The organism is Psychrobacter sp. VH5 (assembly GCF_050572635.1).
Lineage (GTDB): Bacteria > Pseudomonadota > Gammaproteobacteria > Pseudomonadales > Moraxellaceae > Psychrobacter > Psychrobacter celer.
Map to the genome: position 1 here is coordinate 2,096,590 of NZ_CP192145.1, position 18,781 is coordinate 2,115,370.

General features: G+C 47.5%; 21 protein-coding genes and 1 pseudogene. 10 read left to right on the forward strand and 12 right to left on the reverse strand.

The genetic code is table 11. The features are described from left to right. The first annotated feature begins 297 nt into the window (after nt 1–297). The 3 genes from rpsF to rplI are packed head-to-tail and all read left to right on the forward strand — an operon-like array spanning nt 298 to nt 1,475. Nucleotides 298–696: a 30S ribosomal protein S6 gene (gene rpsF / locus ACNFVB_RS08775; protein ID WP_075102154.1), complete on the forward strand. Its 399-nt coding sequence runs from the start codon at nt 298–300 to the stop codon at nt 694–696. 16 nt (nt 697–712) lie between these two features. Further along, on the forward strand, nt 713–940 hold the full coding sequence (gene rpsR / locus ACNFVB_RS08780; protein WP_058368567.1) for a 30S ribosomal protein S18: 228 nt from the start codon (nt 713–715) through the stop codon (nt 938–940). 25 nt (nt 941–965) lie between these two features. Next, nucleotides 966–1,475, forward strand: a complete 510-nt coding sequence (gene rplI / locus ACNFVB_RS08785) for a 50S ribosomal protein L9 (RefSeq protein ID WP_075102155.1) — start codon at nt 966–968, stop codon at nt 1,473–1,475. Nucleotides 1,476–2,077: 602 nt separating this feature from the next. On the opposite strand, the gene ACNFVB_RS08790 is transcribed toward rplI, so the two are convergent. Both ACNFVB_RS08790 and ACNFVB_RS08795 read right to left on the reverse strand, forming a co-directional pair. Continuing rightward, nucleotides 2,078–2,416, reverse strand: a complete 339-nt coding sequence (locus ACNFVB_RS08790) for a phosphoglycerate mutase family protein (protein WP_430737240.1) — start codon at nt 2,414–2,416, stop codon at nt 2,078–2,080. Between the two features lie 39 nt (nt 2,417–2,455). Next, nucleotides 2,456–2,680 carry an adenosylcobinamide-GDP ribazoletransferase gene (locus ACNFVB_RS08795; RefSeq protein ID WP_430737241.1) on the reverse strand — a complete coding sequence of 75 codons (225 nt, stop codon included), beginning with the start codon at nt 2,678–2,680 and terminating at the stop codon, nt 2,456–2,458. Nucleotides 2,681–2,727: 47 nt separating this feature from the next. Between ACNFVB_RS08795 and ACNFVB_RS08800 the strand changes: the two are divergent. Continuing rightward, nucleotides 2,728–2,811, forward strand: a pseudogene (locus tag ACNFVB_RS08800) (zinc ribbon domain-containing protein); the annotation flags it as partial. 127 nt (nt 2,812–2,938) lie between these two features. Then, complete coding sequence (locus ACNFVB_RS08805; RefSeq protein WP_430737242.1) at nt 2,939–3,757, forward strand: enoyl-CoA hydratase; 819 nt, start codon at nt 2,939–2,941, stop codon at nt 3,755–3,757. Nucleotides 3,758–3,792: 35 nt separating this feature from the next. On the opposite strand, the gene arfB is transcribed toward ACNFVB_RS08805, so the two are convergent. From arfB to ACNFVB_RS08820, 3 genes are all read right to left on the reverse strand, one after another. Next, nucleotides 3,793–4,206 (reverse strand): alternative ribosome rescue aminoacyl-tRNA hydrolase ArfB, encoded by a 414-nt coding sequence (gene arfB / locus ACNFVB_RS08810; protein WP_075101581.1) that lies wholly within the window; start codon nt 4,204–4,206, stop codon nt 3,793–3,795. 218 nt (nt 4,207–4,424) lie between these two features. Then, the gene (locus ACNFVB_RS08815) at nt 4,425–4,763 is read right to left on the reverse strand and encodes a RidA family protein (RefSeq protein WP_075101582.1); all 339 of its coding nucleotides are present in this window, start codon (nt 4,761–4,763) and stop codon (nt 4,425–4,427) included. 64 nt (nt 4,764–4,827) lie between these two features. Beyond that, complete coding sequence (locus ACNFVB_RS08820) at nt 4,828–6,075, reverse strand: NAD(P)/FAD-dependent oxidoreductase (protein WP_430737243.1); 1,248 nt, start codon at nt 6,073–6,075, stop codon at nt 4,828–4,830. 452 nt (nt 6,076–6,527) lie between these two features. On the opposite strand from ACNFVB_RS08820, the gene ychF reads away from it, so the two are divergent. The 4 genes from ychF to ACNFVB_RS08840 all read left to right on the forward strand — a co-directional run bounded on the left by ychF (nt 6,528) and on the right by ACNFVB_RS08840 (nt 10,893). Further along, nucleotides 6,528–7,619, forward strand: coding sequence for a redox-regulated ATPase YchF (gene ychF / locus ACNFVB_RS08825; protein ID WP_430737244.1), 1,092 nt, complete (start codon nt 6,528–6,530; stop codon nt 7,617–7,619). A gap of 327 nt (nt 7,620–7,946) precedes the next feature. Next, nucleotides 7,947–8,498, forward strand: coding sequence for a hypothetical protein (locus tag ACNFVB_RS08830; protein WP_430737245.1), 552 nt, complete (start codon nt 7,947–7,949; stop codon nt 8,496–8,498). A 120-nt stretch (nt 8,499–8,618) separates the two neighbouring features. Continuing rightward, nucleotides 8,619–10,067 (forward strand): deoxyguanosinetriphosphate triphosphohydrolase, encoded by a 1,449-nt coding sequence (locus tag ACNFVB_RS08835; protein ID WP_430737246.1) that lies wholly within the window; start codon nt 8,619–8,621, stop codon nt 10,065–10,067. Nucleotides 10,068–10,212: 145 nt separating this feature from the next. Continuing rightward, nucleotides 10,213–10,893 (forward strand): TetR family transcriptional regulator, encoded by a 681-nt coding sequence (locus tag ACNFVB_RS08840; protein ID WP_430737247.1) that lies wholly within the window; start codon nt 10,213–10,215, stop codon nt 10,891–10,893. A 12-nt stretch (nt 10,894–10,905) separates the two neighbouring features. Here the strand turns inward: ACNFVB_RS08840 and gspK are convergent, their stop codons facing one another. From gspK to ACNFVB_RS08870, 6 genes are all read right to left on the reverse strand, one after another. After that, on the reverse strand, nt 10,906–11,934 hold the full coding sequence (gspK, locus tag ACNFVB_RS08845; RefSeq protein ID WP_430737248.1) for a type II secretion system minor pseudopilin GspK: 1,029 nt from the start codon (nt 11,932–11,934) through the stop codon (nt 10,906–10,908). 38 nt (nt 11,935–11,972) lie between these two features. Further along, nucleotides 11,973–12,794 (reverse strand): type II secretion system minor pseudopilin GspJ, encoded by an 822-nt coding sequence (gspJ, locus tag ACNFVB_RS08850; RefSeq protein WP_430737249.1) that lies wholly within the window; start codon nt 12,792–12,794, stop codon nt 11,973–11,975. Continuing rightward, the gene (gene gspI, locus ACNFVB_RS08855) at nt 12,791–13,264 is read right to left on the reverse strand and encodes a type II secretion system minor pseudopilin GspI (RefSeq protein ID WP_105246274.1); all 474 of its coding nucleotides are present in this window, start codon (nt 13,262–13,264) and stop codon (nt 12,791–12,793) included. Before gspI ends, gspJ begins: the two co-directional genes overlap by 4 nt. Nucleotides 13,265–13,267: 3 nt before the next feature. Continuing rightward, a complete protein-coding gene (locus tag ACNFVB_RS08860) occupies nt 13,268–13,927 on the reverse strand; it encodes a prepilin-type N-terminal cleavage/methylation domain-containing protein (protein ID WP_430737250.1) in 660 nt (219 codons plus the stop codon). Nucleotides 13,928–14,289: 362 nt separating this feature from the next. After that, nucleotides 14,290–14,973 carry a TetR/AcrR family transcriptional regulator gene (locus tag ACNFVB_RS08865; RefSeq protein ID WP_075101590.1) on the reverse strand — a complete coding sequence of 228 codons (684 nt, stop codon included), beginning with the start codon at nt 14,971–14,973 and terminating at the stop codon, nt 14,290–14,292. Nucleotides 14,974–15,206: 233 nt separating this feature from the next. Beyond that, nucleotides 15,207–15,995, reverse strand: a complete 789-nt coding sequence (locus ACNFVB_RS08870) for a TatD family hydrolase (RefSeq protein WP_430737251.1) — start codon at nt 15,993–15,995, stop codon at nt 15,207–15,209. A 212-nt stretch (nt 15,996–16,207) separates the two neighbouring features. Here ACNFVB_RS08870 and ACNFVB_RS08875 point away from each other — a divergent pair, with 212 nt between their 5' ends. Continuing rightward, on the forward strand, nt 16,208–16,873 hold the full coding sequence (locus ACNFVB_RS08875) for an acyltransferase (RefSeq protein WP_430737252.1): 666 nt from the start codon (nt 16,208–16,210) through the stop codon (nt 16,871–16,873). 46 nt (nt 16,874–16,919) lie between these two features. Here ACNFVB_RS08875 and ACNFVB_RS08880 read toward each other — a convergent pair whose 3' ends face one another. Further along, a complete protein-coding gene (locus ACNFVB_RS08880; protein ID WP_430737253.1) occupies nt 16,920–18,707 on the reverse strand; it encodes a GspE/PulE family protein in 1,788 nt (595 codons plus the stop codon). Nucleotides 18,708–18,781: the final 74 nt, after the last annotated feature.

The window sequence follows — 18,781 nt, forward strand, 5'->3', positions numbered from 1 at the left end:
ACCGATAAATAACAAGCTCGATCTCTAAATTTATCCTTAAATACATCTTTAAATACTGAAAAAGCAGCGTATGATCGTGGCTTTTTTAGTATTACCGGCAATGCGTGAGTGATTAACCTTTGTATTAGCCACTCACTACTGTTATAATACGGCGCTTTATAAACTAAGCTTATCTCCAAGATTTTATAAGAACTATTTTTATAAATAGGATTTTATAAAACTGGGCGTTGGGTTTACCTTATAAATCTCCTTGCTATTGACATAGGGTCAATAGCTACTAATCCGTAAGGAGTCATAATGCGACATTACGAACTGGTGTTACTTGTACACCCAGACCAAAGCGACCAAGTGGTCGGCATGGTTGAACGCTATATCAAGTTGGTTCAAGACAACGGTGGTGCTATCCATCGCCTTGAAGATTGGGGCCGCCGTCAATTGGCTTATCCAATCAACAAGATTCACAAAGCTCACTACGTTCTTTTCAACATCGAAACTGACGGTGATACTTTAGCTGAACTTGAAGAATTATTCCGCTATAACGACGCGATCATTCGTAGTCTAGTTATGCGCCGTGACGAAGCTGTCACTGAAGAGTCGCAGTTAGCCAAGAATGCCGATGAAAAACGCGCACGCAAAGCAACTACTCGTCGTCCAGACAATCGTGAAAACGACGACAACGACAACAGTGAAGACTAATTAAAGGAGAATACTCATGGCACGTTTCTATCGCCGTCGCAAATTCTGCCGTTTCACTGCTGAAGGCATCACTCACATCGACTATAAAGATGTTGAATTGCTAAAACAGTACATCAGTGATAATGGTAAAATCGTACCAAGCCGTATTACCGGTACGTCTACTAAGTATCAGCGTCAACTAGCCACTGCTATCAAGCAAGCTCGTTACCTTTCACTACTTCCGTATACTGACAACCATCAGTAATTTAACCGTTAACTAGGAATGACTCATGCAAATTATTTTGTTACAGCGTATCGTCAACCTTGGTAAACTCGGTGAAACTGTCGATGTAAAACCAGGTTACGGTCGTAACTTTCTTATCCCTCAGGGCAAAGCGCTACCTGCGACCAAAGCTAACATTGAAAAGTTCGAAGCACGTCGTGCTGAGCTTGAAGCTGAAGAAGCTAAAGAAATCGCTACTGCTCAAGAGCGTGCTGACGCATTAACTGACGTTAATGTCATCATGCGTGCTAAATCAGGTGACGAAGGCAAGCTATTTGGCTCTATCGGTACTCGCGATATCGCTGAAGCATTGACTAACTCAGGTCTAGAAGTAGACCGTGCTGAAATCAAGCTACCTGAAGGCACTCTACGTCAAGTGGGCGAATACAATGTTGATATTCAGCTACACCATGACGTGACTGCTAGCATCTTGGTTACTATCTTATCTGAAGATGGCGACAATGAAGACGCAGCTGACGATGTAGAAGACGACAACGAAGATTACTCAGAAGAGTAAGCCTTTGTAGCAGTCTAAAAAAGCCAGTGACATCATGTTGCTGGCTTTTTTTATTCCTGATCGCTGCTAATCTCGTTTGACTTGTTTGTTGCGACCCGATGATATACTCTAGCAACTATCTGCAATAAACCCTTAAATATCTTATACTTAATGATAAGATAACCTCTATAAAACCCTCTATATATTTAGTTATCTGACTGTTATGCTATAACCCTCTCATTTGTTAATAGGGTATGACGAATAGTATGCCAAATAACGATACGTTGAACGATAAAACATTAGACAGTCATGTGATAAATACCAATGATAAATTGTTATGTATCCAAGGTAATAAGTTTTATGCAGAAGGTGAGGTTTATACTGTCGGTAGAATTGTAAATAATAAGTATTTTCAACTGCTAACTGGCAGTAATGACGATCACTAGTATGCCACACTAGATGAAAGAGGTATTTATGTCAGCTTCGATTCTATGACGCCTGATAATAACAAAGCATGGTTTGATAAGATTGCTTAAATGATGCAAAAGCCTTTGTCCATCGCTGCAGAAGATAAAATAAACTGGTCATTACACATGGCCAGTTTTTTGCTATGAGCCTTTTTATTAGAGCATGTCATTAGGGTATATTTTCAAATGTATTATCATGGAAGCTGGCATTGAAAACACACTCAAAAAAGAAAAGGCAAGGCTTGGCGCTCCCCCGTACGCCACTGAAGCTGGCCAATCTGCTGCTATCTTCGGTATATTTTGTCCAGGATCAATCATCTTGGCAGCAGTTATCCAGCCCGCATGACCGACTGCTAATACTGGTTTTTGGCCACTATTTTGCGCAGCCATGTCATTTAACCAGTTCTCCACACGCTCAAATAGCTGCTGCAAGCTCTCGCCACCATTAGGCGCAAAGTGAGCAAGCAAGGAAAATTTATACCAGTAGCGCGTCATAATACTTGTACTTTTTTCATTTAGGACTGACTATATACTTCAGACAAAAGGTATAGAAGCAGCCAGCCCCGCATATATGGCGATTTCACTTACCTGCTGCGTCGCCCCTAGCCCATCGCCCGTATAGCCATCTAAATGCCTACGTAATAAGCGGCGCATATAGTCTGTCGCCAGCAGCGCCAATATCAGCGCTACTATCCATTGGCTCAAACCAATCTGCTGCACAGTGCTCGGAAACAAGTAAATAACGAGCGCGCCTGCCACCAATAGCCAACCACTACTAAACAGCGCTTGGTATAAGAGAGTGAGAGTGGTTTTGTCGTTCTTGTAAAACGACCCATAATAGAGATGTTAATGGAGCAAAAAATATTCTCGCGGTCGGGCTTGACCGTCTTTAGTAGGAATCCCCGTTTCTTTAGGTCGGGGAGGAAGTCAAAACGGATATTCAACACAGGTCAGCTGTTATATCACTGATAAGCCATGCTATCATTTGGGTTTATGTCCCATTATCAAGGAAGATAAATGTACAACACCCATACGCCTACGCCTGAGGCCAATGAACCGTTCATTATCAGAGAAAACCATAAAGAGGCAAACGGCGTCGTCACGCTTACTCTCAATCGCCCCAAACAATTCAATGCGCTATCAAGCGATATGCTCACCGCCATGCAGACAGAGCTGGACAATATCGCCCAAGACAGCAATATCCGTGTGGTCGTCATCGCGGCGGCTGGCAAGGCATTTTCTGCAGGTCACAATCTAAAAGAGATGCGCGCCCACTCGGATGAAGCATTTCACAGTGCTTTATTTAAACAATGCAGCCAGATGATGCTGACCATCAACCAGATGCCGCAAGTCGTGATTGCCAAGGTACAGGGCATCGCCACTGCCGCAGGCTGTCAGCTGGTCGCCGCTTGCGATCTCGCCGTGGCGGCTGATGAAGCCAAGTTTGCCACCTCTGGCATCAACGTCGGGTTGTTTTGCTCGACGCCGGCTGTCGCTGTCAGTCGCAACCTCTCTCGCAAGCAAGCGTTTGAGATGCTCATCACCGGTGAATTTATCGATGCCCGTACCGCCTTGCAGCAAGGGCTTATTAACCGTGTCGCGCCAGCGGATCAGTTGGCGGCCAGCCTACACTCTTTAATCGATAGCATCACTGCCAAATCTTCTGTCGCGCTCAAAACTGGCAAGGATATGTTTTATCAGCAGTTGGAGATGGACTTGGCAGACGCCTATGACTATGCAGGCAAAGTGATGAGCTGCAATATGATGGCAGATGACGTGCGCGAGGGCATTGATGCGTTTATCGAAAAGCGCGATGCTGTATGGACGGGACGATAAGACTCACGCGCCAGAACGCATGACTAAACATGTGATTAAAAATCCACCTTGCCGCGTAACGCTTTTATTTTGCCGCGCTGCGTCTTTTGATCGACCCGTTTACGCTTAGCACTTTTGCTGGGTTTGGTCGGTTTACGTGTCGGCAGCGTTTTCGTGGATTGCAAAATAAAGGCTTTGAGGCGCTCAAGCGCATCTATCTTATTGCGCTCCTGCGTACGGTACTGCTGCGCTTTTAATACAAAGATACCATCTTTGGTGACACGGCTGTCTTTACTGTTTAATAAGCGCTGTTTGTGCTCCTCGCTTAAGCTTGAGGCATTGATATCAAAGCGCAGGTGAATGGCCGAGGCGACTTTATTGACGTTTTGTCCGCCTGCCCCTTGCGCACGAATGGCATGCATCTCCACGTCGCTATCGCTCAGACGCATGGTATGGCTGATAAAAATCATAAGACTCTTTTTTGTTGTATATGATTTTTATGATATGGGGCTTAATTTAGCATTTATAAACCGCAGTAGAGTAATGACAAAAAAGCTAACAGCAAGAAGCCAAAGGACAATACTAATAAAAAATACCAATGAAAAAGGACACGATATCGCTATCATGTCCTTTTTGTTTGGCTCTGACTGCATACTCATAGCAGCGCTGCGCTCGTAGTAACGCTAAGTTACTCTGCGGCAGTGGCAATCATCTCGACGAGTAGCTCAGGACGCGCCAGTGCAGACTCGCCGCAAGCACGCGCTGGTGGCTGTATGCCTTCAAACCACTTATCCCATACTTCATTCATCGCAGCAAAGTCTGCCATGTCTTTAATCCAAACGGTCACTGAGAGTAGCTTTGATTTATCGCTACCAACCTCTTCGAGCAATGCTTGGATTTTTTCTAGGCAAGTGAGGGTTTGGGCTTTGATGTCGTCTTCTGCGTTACCCACCTGACCGCACAGATAAACGGTCTGGTTGTGTACCACGATTTTACTCATACGCTGATTGCTGTGTAACTTTTTCATCGTATTTTATCCTTAATATCTAACGAAAGTTAAGTTGCATTTGTCCGATAAGCTGCTCTAACGCCTAGCTAGAAAAACGCTGAGCGCTAAATGGGGTGATATCGACCAATAGCGGCTTATCATGAATCATCTCTTCTACGATGCGCCCTGTCATCGGCCCCAAAGTAAAGCCTTGATGGCTGTGACCAAAGGCAAACCAGAGCTTGTCATGCTTAGGTGCAGGACCAATGACCGGCTTCATATCTGGCATACAAGGGCGCGAGCCTGCCCACGCTTCGCTCTCGACAGCGTCATCTAGCGGTAGAATTTTGCGCGCGAATTTTAGGACGGTCTGTAATTGACCGAAGTTTTTTGGCGCGTTCATGGTGGTCATCTCAGCACCGGTGGTGATGCGAATACCTTGCTGCATCGGTCCCATGACAAAGCCTTTGTCCATATCAAACATACTGTGATGGATGGTGTTTTTGTCCGTCACTTTAAAGTGCTGATGGTAGCCGCGCATCGGGAACAACGGCAGGTTATAACCCAATGGTTTGATCAAGTCGTTTGACCAAGGGCCGGCGGCGATGACCAGCTTATCACTATGGTAGGTCTCTTTATCCGTGATGATTTTCCAGCCTTCACCTTCTTTGACGATTTCTTTTACGTCACTTTCTTTGATCGTCCCTTGCATCTCTTCGAAGTTTTTGGCGTAAGCTTTGACCAAGGCGCTTGGGTTTGAAACTTGCCACGAGTTGAGCCAATGAATCGCGCCCACAAACCCATCAAAATTGGCACTCGGCTCCATCGCTTTCAACTCTGCAAGACTCAATACGTTGTGCTCGACGCCCTGCTCACGAGCTGCAATGGCTGATTCAATCGCCTCTTTAAAGGTATCTTCAGAGCGATGCAGCTGCAACCATCCATCACGCGTGATCAGCTCATCGGCACCAGATGCCGAAATCATGGTTTGATGCTCGCTGGTACAATGTGCAATCAGCGTCTGCCATTCAGCTTCGATTTTTTTAACCGTGGCTGGCGCCGAGTACTTCCAGTATTGCAGCAAGGCTTGATGATAACGCAAGAGAGCCGGTATCCGATAACGGATATCAGTACCTTGGTTGGGCAGTACGCGAATCATCTCTGTCAGCTGACGCGGGAAAGGATGAGTATGGATGGCTTCACGCTGGATCAAGCCAGCATTTCCATAAGAGGTCTCTGACCCTGGGAGTTTTTTATCTAGTAACAGTACTTGCGAATTATTTTTTTGTAGATGCCACGCAATTGAGGTGCCAACCATGCCAGCACCAATAACAATAACCTCATAGCGCATAGAATATCCTTTCCTAACAGGTAGTAGAGTCTTGCATATCAGGGGGTGATAATAACGCGAACCTAATAATTAATAAACCCATATTTAACGGATTTTTTCGCCGAAAAATACTTTTGGTTATACGTTTTTAACAAAGGTATTTTCTTCAGGAATAACAAGCCATTTTATTAAAAATAAAGCCCGCAAGTACCCCACTCGCCTGATATTGCGGCGCACCTACGCGAAAATCACACGTGGCGATAGCTCATAAGAGCGCCCATAACGAGGGCATCGTCATATGTATATTTTGATGTCAGTACTAAGACCAGTTTTGCGATAGATATTTGAGTCCAAATACACCGCAACAACCTCACCCTTATCCTCGGAAAATTTGCTACAATATGCCCAATTTTGGCTGGCGCTTTCATCGAGCATCGGCCGACCTTATTTTATAATACTATCGAGAGAGCATTATGGGTTTTAATTGCGGCATCGTCGGCCTACCAAACGTGGGCAAATCCACCTTATTTAATGCGTTGACCAAAGCGGGCATCGCTGCTGAAAACTTTCCGTTTTGTACCAAAGACCCCAATACTGGCATCGTCCCTGTGCCAGATCCTCGTCTCAAAAAACTGGCCGATATCGTCAATCCTGAGCGCGTGCTACCTACGACCATGGAGTTTGTCGATATCGCAGGTTTGGTCGCAGGAGCCTCAAAAGGCGAAGGCATGGGCAACCAGTTTTTGGCCAATATCCGTGAGACCGACGCGATTGCACATGTGGTACGCTGTTTCGACGATGACAACGTCGTCCACGTCGACGGCCGCGTCAGCCCTATTGATGACATCGAAACCATCAATACAGAGCTGGCGCTCGCAGACTTAGAAGCAGTCGAGCGCGCTATTCAAAACCAGAGCAAAAAAGCCAAAGGCGGTGATAAAGACGCGCAGGCCATGCTTGAGGTGTTTAAGAAAATCGAACCTTTATTAGCTGAAGGCAAAGCAGCACGCGCAGCAGGTCTGGATAAAGATGAGCAAAAACTGATCCGCAGCTATGGTTTAATCACTTTGAAACCGACCATGTATATCGCCAACGTAAGCGAGGATGGTTTTGAAAACAACCCTTATCTTGATGCGGTGCGTGACTATGCCACAGGCGAAGACTCTATCGTTATCGCTTTGTGCAACCAAATCGAATCTGAAATCGCGCAGCTCGACGAAGACGACAAAAAAGACTTTTTAGAAGACATGGGCATGGAAGAAGCCGGTCTTGATCAAGTGATTCGTGCAGGTTACGACTTACTTGATATGCAGACCTACTTTACTGCTGGGGTCAAAGAAGTGCGCGCATGGACGGTCGCTGTCGGCGCTACTGCACCGCAAGCAGCTGGCGTTATTCATACCGATTTTGAGCGCGGCTTTATTCGTGCTGAGGTCATCGCTTATGACGACTTTATCGAGTATAACGGCGAAAAAGGCGCTGCAGCCGCTGGTAAATCTCGCCTAGAAGGCAAGACTTATATCGTCCAAGACGGCGATGTGATGCACTTTAGATTTAACGTGTAACTTTCAATAGTATATAGTTAGCTGAATGTAAAACTGTTATGGATTTAAACGCGCTACTGGTATAAATTTTACTTGCGTGCTGCGTTCCCAGAGGCTGCGCAACCTACATTTGAAAACAGCATCCCAGTAGCGCTATGACATTTTTAAAGTGTATCGACTATAGCTTGTTTAAAATTAATTGGCCGATGTTGGATATTCTCCATCATTGGCTTTATTTTATCGCCATATTGTTATATTATAACATATCTTTTTTTCGCTTATTTGAGGGCTCATACTGTGAATAATTATTGTTCTAGACTTGCAGGTATTACTATATTAGGAAGTGTGATGGCAGGCTCTTTATTGGGCTGTCAGCCAAACAACGATACCGATACAGCGGTATCTAAAGAAGCACCAGTAGATAATCACGCCGATCATGAACAAGATCATGAAATTCATGACAATAAAGAGCATGAAAAGCACGGCTACGAAGAGCATAGTGATATGGAACATGGTCATGAAGGGCCTAATAATCATGAAGATCACAGTCATGAAGGTCATAGTCACGAGGAACATGCGCACGCAGGTCACGATCATGCAGCTCATACCAGCAACAGCACTACTTTCTCTTGTGAGCCTACTGCTACTATTGGCGTTTCTTATCATAGCGACAGTACACCGCAGACAGCGCATTTGCTCATCGATGGTATCGAATACGACTTGGCCGCCAGCGCTGAGAGCAATGACCAACAAACCTATATGAGCGATATCGGTCTTGATGACCGCCATGGCATCATCTGGCAAGTCAGTGATGATGAGGCGATACTACTGAGCAAAACCTTAGATGATGAGGTCGCCATCAGCGATGAGCAGATACTTTTTAACTGCCATACAGCCTAATGATCATCACGCTGAGCGGTGGTACGAAAGCGGTACTAAGTAGCAGCTGTACCAAGGATGCTATTTTGCTATGCTAGAGGCTCCCTTGGTTTCGGATATTTTTATATGCTAGGCACCTCTATGTCTTTGTCGTCTGCCACCACCCAATGGTCTCATCTTCTAAACGCTCAGCGCCTCGGCGCTCATAAAAAACCCAATGCCAATACCAGCACTCGCTCTCAGTTTCATAAAGACTATGACAGGCTGGTATTTTCGCACTCTTTTCGTCAGCTCAATCAAAAGACTCAAGTACATCCCTTGAGCAATCAGCTGGGTATTCATACCCGTCTGACTCACTCTCTTGAAGTCTCTTGTATCGGGCGCTCTTTGGGTATGATGGCAGCAGAAAAGCTCCATGATAAGCTGTCCCACGGTCTGCCCGCTGGGGTCTCGCCTGCTGATGTCGGCGTCATCGTGCAAGCGGCATGTTTGGCCCACGATATCGGCAACCCGCCATTTGGGCACGCAGGTGAGTACGCCATTCGCGACTGGTTTGCCCATCCTGAGCGGCAGGCGGTTTTGCAGCATTTATCCTCCTCTGAGCAGTTGGATTTATTGGCCTACGAAGGTAACGCGCAAGGGTTTCGTTTGCTCGCACGTAACGAGCATCATCCTGATAAAGGCGGCATGCGTTTGACTTGCGCAACCTTGGGCGCTTTTATGAAATATCCTTGGCTGGCCACCCACAGCAATGACAGCTCACAACTTACCTATCCGCAGCGCCCTGCTGCCACCTTACAAGCCTGTCCATCGCAAGCCAAAAAAGTACAAAAATTTGGCTGCTTTTATAGTGAAGCGGCGCAGCTAGAAACCTTAGCATCGTGTTTAAATCTGCCGCGCTCCAAGCAGCATGACGGTTTTGCCCGTCATCCACTGGCGTATCTATTAGAGGCGGCGGATGATATTTGTTACGCATTGATTGATTTAGAAGACGGCATCAATCTAAATATGCTGACCTATCAAGATGTGGCGGCGATCTTTTATGAGCTGATCGGTGAGCGACCTTGTACCATCGAGTTACCTGCTCATATGTCTGTCAGGCAAAGTCTGGCATCACTGCGCGCGCGGGCGATGATGCGTTTGGTCAATACCGTGACGGATGCTTTTGTTGCCAATGATGACGCGTTACTGGCCGGAACCCTTAGCGATAGCCTGTTTGCCCACTGTGATACCAGCGTACAAAGCGGCATCCATCAAGCCAAACAGCTGGCGCGTGAGCAGATATTTAACCATCCAAGTAAAGTACGTATGGAGCTGATGGCCAATCAATGCCTGCATCGTCTTTTAGATGCCTTTATGCCGCTGGCGTGGACGGGGAGTACGATCATAAGCGCCGTGCAGCCTATGTCTTTTGAGCAGGAGCGTTTGCTAAAGCTGCTACAGCCGCACTTAGATGAGCAGCGCCGTACGTTATCAGACAATATTTATCATAATATTTTAAGCATTCTAGACTTTATTACGGGTATGAATGATCATGAGGCCTATCGACTGGCGCAAGAGTTGCAGGGGCATTGGGGGACGGTGGTATAAGACGCGTCCATTTGAAAAACCGCGATAAACAAAATGAGTGGGTGCGATATAGCGACTATTGAGTTAACAGTCGTTGCGTATTTTGGTCGTATTTGTGCGCTAAAATGCGTATGATAACCCTTTACTGGATAACTTTTGAAATACTATGAGTAGTCGCGAACAAAAAAAACTTCAAACTCGGCACGCTTTTTTTAATGCGGTGCTCGATTTATGTATGACTGGACAAGCCTTTAGCTCTATTAGCCTTCGGCAGGTCACCCGTGAGGTGGGCGTGGTACCGACGGCATTTTATCGGCATTTTGACGATATGGAATCGCTTGGTCGAGCCTTAGTGATTGAGGAGCTAGGCAGTACACTCGCTATACTGAGTAATAGCCTGCAGATTGGCCGTAAGCGCAGTTTTGATCGGCAAATCGCCAAAAGTATCCAGCTGTTTTTGTATATGGTCAGCGATCAGCCGTATTATTGGCAGTTTTTGGTCAGTGAGCGCTATGGCGGCTCTGATGCGGTGCGCAAAGCCATCAGCGATCTGGTCAAAAACCACACGCAAAACTTAGCAGATGACTTAGCGTTGCAGCCAGCCTTTACTCACATCAATGCTTATGATCGACGGCTACTGGCTGAAGCTGGCATCAATATGTTTTTTTCTTGGATCATCGATTGGTTGGAGCTGACTTACACCGAAGATCATGATGACGAGATCGATCTAAACGAAGTCGAAAAAAACAAACAACTGATGCTCCATAACTGTACTCGGCAAGCACAGATGCTGTTTTATGGTGCGTACAACTGGAAATCAAGCGAAGAGACTCGTTTAAAAGATTAGCGGCTCTACAGCTTAAAAGCTGGGTCTAAAGGCCCACAAGCGCTGTGCCACCACCTGAATATGCTGAGCGGTTTTATTAGTCTCACTCGCGACGCTCTCATTGTTGCCGCCACTACTGTTTGCGGCATTGGCAGGCGTTTTGCTGATCAGTATGGTGGCAAAGCGTTGTTTTGCGGCACCAGTATCAGCGGCCGTGATCAGCGCCACAAATGCTTGGCTTTCAGTAGCAAGCAGCGGAGTCAACGCTTGGCGCTCGTCAGCGCTCACCGTACCAAGCGCTGGTAGTTGCCACAGCGCATCAATCGCCGCTAATGCTTGCTGGCCGCGCATATCGACCAGCGCCTGCATCTGCTGACGATCAGCCGTTTCTGTCAGGGCAGCGAGCAAAACTGGACTGGCAGTATTGATATTGATAGGCAAATAATAAGGCACTGCAGTGATATAAGGACGTAGTGCTGCTAAATCCTCAGTGCTGACCTTTTCGATATCTTGTAGCTGCTCCACACTGACAAATGGCTGATTGGGCAGTGTGCTGGCCGCGCCCCTCGATTGCTGTTCATAGACCACACCTTCATCACCGCCATCTTGATAAACCGTGCTGTCACTATCTTGGTAGTCAAGCACAGCTATAGCAATCTCTGGTGCCAAATTTAGCTGTACCAGCAACCTCTGAAATACCGCCAATGCGGTGCCATCCACTGCGCCGTCATGATATAAGTTATTGATATTAAATCGACTGGCTTCATCACGCACCTCGATGCTAATATTGTGCCCATCCAAGGTATACGGCGGGATCGGCTGCGCCCAAATATCTTGCTCACTATCGGTCTCATTTAGCGTATTATCAGCGCGAATCAGCGTCACGGCCAGCTGTTGACCAGCATGGATGTCTTGTAAAAGCTGGTTTTGCTCAAACAATAACCCACTGCGTCTAATGGCAATCTTTTGACTGGCCAGCATGGCACCTGCCACGACGGTGATGCTGACCACCAGTAGCAATATCGTCAATAAGGCAACCCCGCGCTGTGAGTTCGCTGTCATCGACATAACTGCCCTCTAGTATCGAATAAAGGATGCATTTAGACACCGCCCCCTGCATCATCGTTTTGGGCACCGCCATTATCATCATTGTTACTGTTGTTGCTGTTGTTATTGCTGTTACCATAATTAACTGTATTTGCTGTTTTAAAGCTATCAACAGCTAGCGACTTAGGAGCGAGCGCCCATTGCCACGTGAGTGGCATGTCTTGATAAGTAAAGCTCACCGCCACACCTTTTGGCAAAAGAGTGATTTTGGCCTGAGTATTGGCTGTATTGGCTACGCGGCTCGTTTGATTTGCCGATGTCCCCAAGCGCCCACCCTCTGTATTAGGGAACTGATCGCTTGGCTCTGGCATTAATGCCTGCCAGCGTCCTGCACTCACGCCTTTTAATAGCACACTATCTAAGCTTGTGCTCTCGCCATTCATACTATGGATACTATGATATTGACGGCGAATTAGCTGATCGTTAGCAAACACATAGGCGATCCGCTGCACACTAGCGCTACTCTGATAGCGTGGATCAGGATCGGCAAATCGTACAAAACTGACAGACTCGCCATCCACGCTCATAAACGGCTGAGGCGGCGGAAGTGTTGCTTGCGGATCTGTGCTGCTGTTATTGGTTAAGTCGTCAGTCGTTGACGCTTCATTGGCCTGATAAGCAATGACTTGCCCCATATCTTGTTGCAACTGCAAATACGCGTATTGTAATACTGCCAAATCATCTGCATGACGCTGGGCACGCTCACGCGACTTGCTGACACTGTCAAACACTTGCCACCCTGCGACTGCGAGCATGGCAAATATCGCCATTGCTAGCAGTAGCTCTAGTAAAGTAAAGCCCCGCTGCTGCCTCATGGCGCACCGCCAGATGCGGCCAAACCTGCTAAATCTAGGCTGCCGATGTCTTGCTCACTATTGCTTAGCATCACACTGATATCGGTCACAGCCGTACGTGCTTGGCCATCTACTATCGGCGCAACTGATATATTTACTTCTTTTAGCGCAGGCGTGATCGCCTCATTGACCGTCATTACCACCTGCCAATCTCGGCCTTGGGCATTGATCGTTTGGGTGCGATTGGCCGTCAGCCACGTCTCTTGAATACGTAAATCCGCCGCCGCGTTTTGTGCCACAAAATGCGCCAGTGTACGGGTACGCAGTATGTCGACTGAGCTTAAATAAGCACTACTAGCGCGGCTGGCTGCAACAGCAACCACGGCCAAAATTGCTAGCGCCACCATCACCTCTATCAACGTAAAGCCGCGCTGGCTCTGCTCTAAATGTGATGAGGCAGCTTTATCATAAGCGTTGGTGTGTTGGCTCATCACTTATTGTCCTTGTCCAATCATCATACTACCGTCGGGCATAATCGTGATCACATCACCTACCAGCCGCGCCTCATGCAGCACCTCGATGGTCACCGGCGTGGCCTGCCCTGTACCAAACCAAACCACCTGCGGCACCATCTGACCGACAAACCAAGGCTGCAATGTCTGAGCTTGCTGAGCGCTTGATACCTCTACAGCCGCCAAGCTCTGCACCCTGATATGAACACCAGATGGCAGCTCGGGCAGCGTCACCTCCGTCTCAGGCTTCCAGCTTGGCGTTGGCAAGGCTTCATCAGAACCACCGCTCATGGTAGACAACTCTGCTGACAGCTCCATGGCATTTTTGGGTATGCTATCATTGCTATCTGCTGAGACGCTCGCTGCCTGATACGCGGCATAGGGATTGGACAAGGTCACAATCACAGGCGTCACCTGACCGCGCTTATCGGCCTGCAGACTAAGACCCATCGGCTGCATACGCTCAGCGGACAATAACCGTACATAGCTGAGTGAGTCGGTCAGATGCTCATAAAACGCGCGGTTTTTACGTGCTTCACTACTGCCCACAGATAGGCTCATCATGCCAGCGAATATCGACAAAATGACCACCACTACCACGATTTCGACCAGTGTAAAGCCTGTTTGAGATTTAGAAGACATGAAGTGCGAGTGTGTCGAAGCAGAAGTATGAACACAAGACGTACGGGCGTTTTTTATGAAATGAAGTGTATGGGCATCAGCATCAGGCATAAGCGTCTTATCATACAGCCTATACTGACTAAATTCTGATTGAATCAACCTTAGAGAGCTGGTCGCTGAGCGAGTCTGAGTCTTGACAGTGACCGGCATATTGCACCTATAAGCTCATGATTGTATTAAGGTAAGTACAAAAACTCTCTGTGCTGCCTACCAAAAGGCCACAGCACAGAGCGATGTGACTGCCTACATTGGGCACTGTTTTTATCTGTTGGGTTATGTGCTCTTAACTCATGTAAGTCATCATTTTTAACACGAGAAACGCGCTAATAGTTGGTGTTACGGTGCTCTTCTGATTCTGTATCGATTTGCTCTACCAACTCTTGCATATCCTCATCCATCACGTCATCGTCAGCAGCTGGGTAGTGACTTGGCAACTCCAGCATTTGCTGCACAAAAGCATAACGCAAGGTGTCGCGGCGACCCAAATAACGCTGATAAAAACTTGAGTTTAATAACCCCGCCCCGCCTTGACCCATCGCCCAAATCGATGACAAATAGTCACGAGTGCTCAAACTACTGTGCTCGTCTTTTAGATACGCGCTAATGATGTCGATCAAACGCTTCATACGCTGACGGCGAATGTCGTACAGCTCGCCAAACAAGCGGTTAAGACCTGTCACCGAGGCCGCCAGACGCTCTTCTATCTGGTTGAGCAACATGGCTTTTTGGGGATTAAACAGTTGCTGCAAAATCATACGAGCCACCCCCGCTGATGGGCAGTCATCAATACGGTTGATCTCAAACAACTGCTCTTCATAACGAATAATAATACGCAGATACAGCTCATCTTTACTGGAGAAATGCTTATATAACGTGCCTTTGGCCAAATCCAGCTGATCTGCCAAACTGTCCAAAGTGATATCACCATCGCCGGACTCAAGTAACAGTTGCTCTGCCATCGCTAAGATATTCTCTTCTCGTGCTTTGAACTGATGCTGACGACTCATAATCTCTCCTAAAACTTGACAAGATTAAGCATATAACCATCGTTTATACGGATGTATCGGCAACAAGCGGATGCAACTATATGAAGACTGCTCGAGAACTGCCAAAGGGAATATGCTCGTGTTTGCTAAATAGTCATGGGTAACTGCCTGATTACGCTCGATATTAGAAATAAAAAAGAGACAAAGCCCTCACATTACCCGATAAATGACTGAGTGGTCATAGCATAACCATTTTAGCTGTACTGTGCCAGCAAATTTTCAAAGTTTTTTGCTGTCAGCGCTCCAACCTCCTCACTGTCACACCCATAAATCTGAGCCAGATAACGGGCGACATACGGCACATAGGCAGGCTCATTGGGTTTGCCGCGCTTGGGGACAGGAGCCAGATAAGGGCTGTCGGTTTCGATGAGGATTCTATCTTTGGGCATCTTGCGCGCCGCATCTTGAATCATCTGTGCGCTCTTAAAACTGACGATGCCTGAAAACGAGATATAAAACCCTAGATCCAGCGCTCGTTTGGCCGTCTCCCAATCTTCAGTAAAACAATGAATGATGCCATGCTCGGCGCCTTCTGCTTTTAGGATATCAAGGGTATCTTCTTTGGCATCGCGCATGTGCACCACCAAAGGTTTTTTGAGCTGCTGGCTGGCATAGATATGACGAGCAAGACTGGCTTGCTGCTCTTTTTTATTTTCTGTTGACCAGTAGTAATCCAGTCCCGTCTCCCCGATGGCCCAGACATGCTCAGCATCAGCGGTTTGTATCAGCCGCTCGGTTGTCGCAGATTGCAACACTGTGATATCTTCACAAGGATGAATGCCGACACTCATGCCCAGCTCTAACACCTCATCGCTATGAGTGCTGACAATATGAGCGATGTCATCATATTCAGCAAAATCACACATAATCGCCATCGCGCGCGTGACATTGGCCGCTTTCATCGCGTCAATTGCGCCGGACAGTTGGCCATCATATTTGGTTAAATCCAGGCGGTTTAGATGACAATGCGTATCAGTAAACATAAACACTCTCGTTAATTAAATACATAAGTGGTAAATTTTAAAATAAGACATGACAGTTAAAAAAATGACCTTAACAGTATAAAATGCCTCGTCTTTGTGCTATTTATTGCTCTGACTTGCACTGTTTTCAAGGCATAATCCATAAAGACCCATAGAGCGCTGCGACCAGCGGCCTATCACGTCTAACATTCATCCACATAAGCTCTGCTATTATGACGCCAAAAAAGACAGTGACCCTGCCCCCTATCCTCAAAACTCTGCTACCCAAACAACTCTACAAACAGCGATTTTTATTGACAGATAACGGACAGGACAATCATATCGATATCGCCCATGATGCGCGTATCATCGGCGGCTCAGCCATTACCATACGTAAAGGTCATGACAATCAAATCAGTATCGGCAAGCACGGGAAGTTTAACAAGCTCAATATCGATATCAATGGCAGTCATAATCATATTACCATCGGTAAGCACGTCAAATTTTCAGGCCATCTGCTGATTGTGGGCGATCATTTGCACATTGATATCGGCGATCGGACCACGGCGATTGACTGCTATGTGTTGGCACGTGACAAAAGCGTGCGCATCGGCATAGCATGCATGATATCGCGCGGGATAGAAATCCGTGCAACCGATGTCCACAAAGTCTACGACACCGAGTCCAACGAGCGCCTAAACCAGGCCCGCGCTGATGTGGTATTGGAAGATCATATCTGGATCGCAGCCAACGTCACTATCTCCAAAAATGTCACCATCGCTAGCGGCTGTATCATTGCCGCAGGGTCTTTTGTCAACAAACCCATTACCACCCCAAACTGCATGGTCGCAGGCACGCCCGCGAAAATCATGCGCCAAAATGTACGCTGGGAGCGCTAAAGCGGTATGCAAACATGAAGGACAGCGGTCTATTTGCCGCATACGCTTAATGCAGCGGTACCACGCGCATCACCTCTTCTATGGTCGTCACCCCTTCACTGATACGCTTGGCACCCGATAATCGCAGCGGCTGCACCCCTTCGCGGTAGGCTTGTTTTTTTAGTGCCTCTACATTGGCATCGGTTGCGACCAACTTTTTTAACTCATTGGATAGCGGCATGATTTCATACAGGCCCACACGGCCTTGATAACCCGTTTGGCGGCAATGCTCACAGCCTGTTGCACGGTAGATTTGCGCAGGCAAGGGCGCGCGCCAAGGCTGCACCAGCTCCTGCCATTGAATGGCAATCTCACTCTCGGGGCGCACCTCTAACGCTTGCTTGCAGTGTGGACATAAGGTACGCAATAAACGCTGGGCCATGACTCCGAGTATGGTCGCTGAGGTCAAAAACGGCTGCACCCCCAAATCATGCAGACGTGTCAGTGAGCTTGGTGCATCATTGGTATGCAGTGTTGAGAGTACCAAGTGCCCAGTCAGCGACGCTTGTACCGCCATATTGGCCGTCTCAGTATCGCGAATCTCCCCAACCATGATGATATCTGGATCCTGACGCATCAATGAGCGGATACCATCAGCGAAATGCAAATCCACTCCCGCATTGACCTGCATCTGATTAAAGCTTGGCTCAATCATCTCGATAGGGTCTTCGATGGTACACAAGTTGACCTGCTCGGTCGCCAACTGTTTGAGCGTGCTATATAGGGTGGTGGTCTTACCAGATCCTGTCGGGCCGGTGACCAAAATAATACCGTTTGGATGGGCGGTCAGCTCATGCCATGTCTCGAGCTGCTTACCCGACAAACCAAGCTGAGCAAACGAGCGTACCAACACTTCAGGGTCAAAGACGCGCATCACCAACTTTTCGCCAAAAGCGGTCGGCATGGTAGAGAGTCGCAGCTCGGTTTCTAGCCCCTTTGGCGTACGAGTCTTTAGACGGCCATCTTGCGGCTTGCGCTTTTCGGCGACATTTAGCCGCCCCAAGATTTTGATACGCGCAGTCACTGCGACGATGATGGCCAGCGGCATCTCATATACTGTGTGCAGCACCCCATCGATACGAAAGCGCACCCTCCCCATCTCGCGCCGCGGCTCTAAATGAATATCGCTGGCACGCTGCTCAAAGGCATACTGCAGCAGCCAGTCGACGACTTTGACAATATGTTGATCATTGGCATCGGGGTTGGTGTTGTCCCCAAGCTGCAATAACGCCTCAACATTGGTCACATCAGCGGCAGCACGCTTATGTAAAGAGTTGGCACCCGCAATCGCTTGTGTCACTTGATAAAACTCTTGACGATAACGCTTGAGCTGATCGGGACTGATATAGACGGTGCGATAGGTTTTGGATTTGATCAGCTTTTCGATATTGGCGTGCCAATCGGTAAAAAACGGCTGGTCTGTACCAATGACGACCTCATCTAATGTGACCTCAATCGGCAAAATATGCTGCGAGCGAGCATATTCAAACGACATCAGCTGCGTGACTGCTGGCACATCAACCTTTAGCGGATCAATACGCACCATCGCCATACCCGCTTTGGCCGCTAGCCATTGGTTGAGCCATGACAGCGTTAGTTTGGCTTCAGAGGTGCTGTCTAGCGCATGAGCATTGGGCAAACCAAACTCGCTAATGGTCAGTAGTGGATGCTGCTCCTTGGCTCGGCGGCTGGTGATGACCAAATTATAGCTGCGTTGATCAATGATTCTATCCGCCAGTAACTCATCTAGGCACCACCGTAAATCTATGACTATCGAATACTTCTGCTCAGACATATTTTTCTTCTTTTTTGGTCAGTACATGTGAGGCCATCGTCTAGATTGGCCAAGCTCAGCTGCAGCATTATATA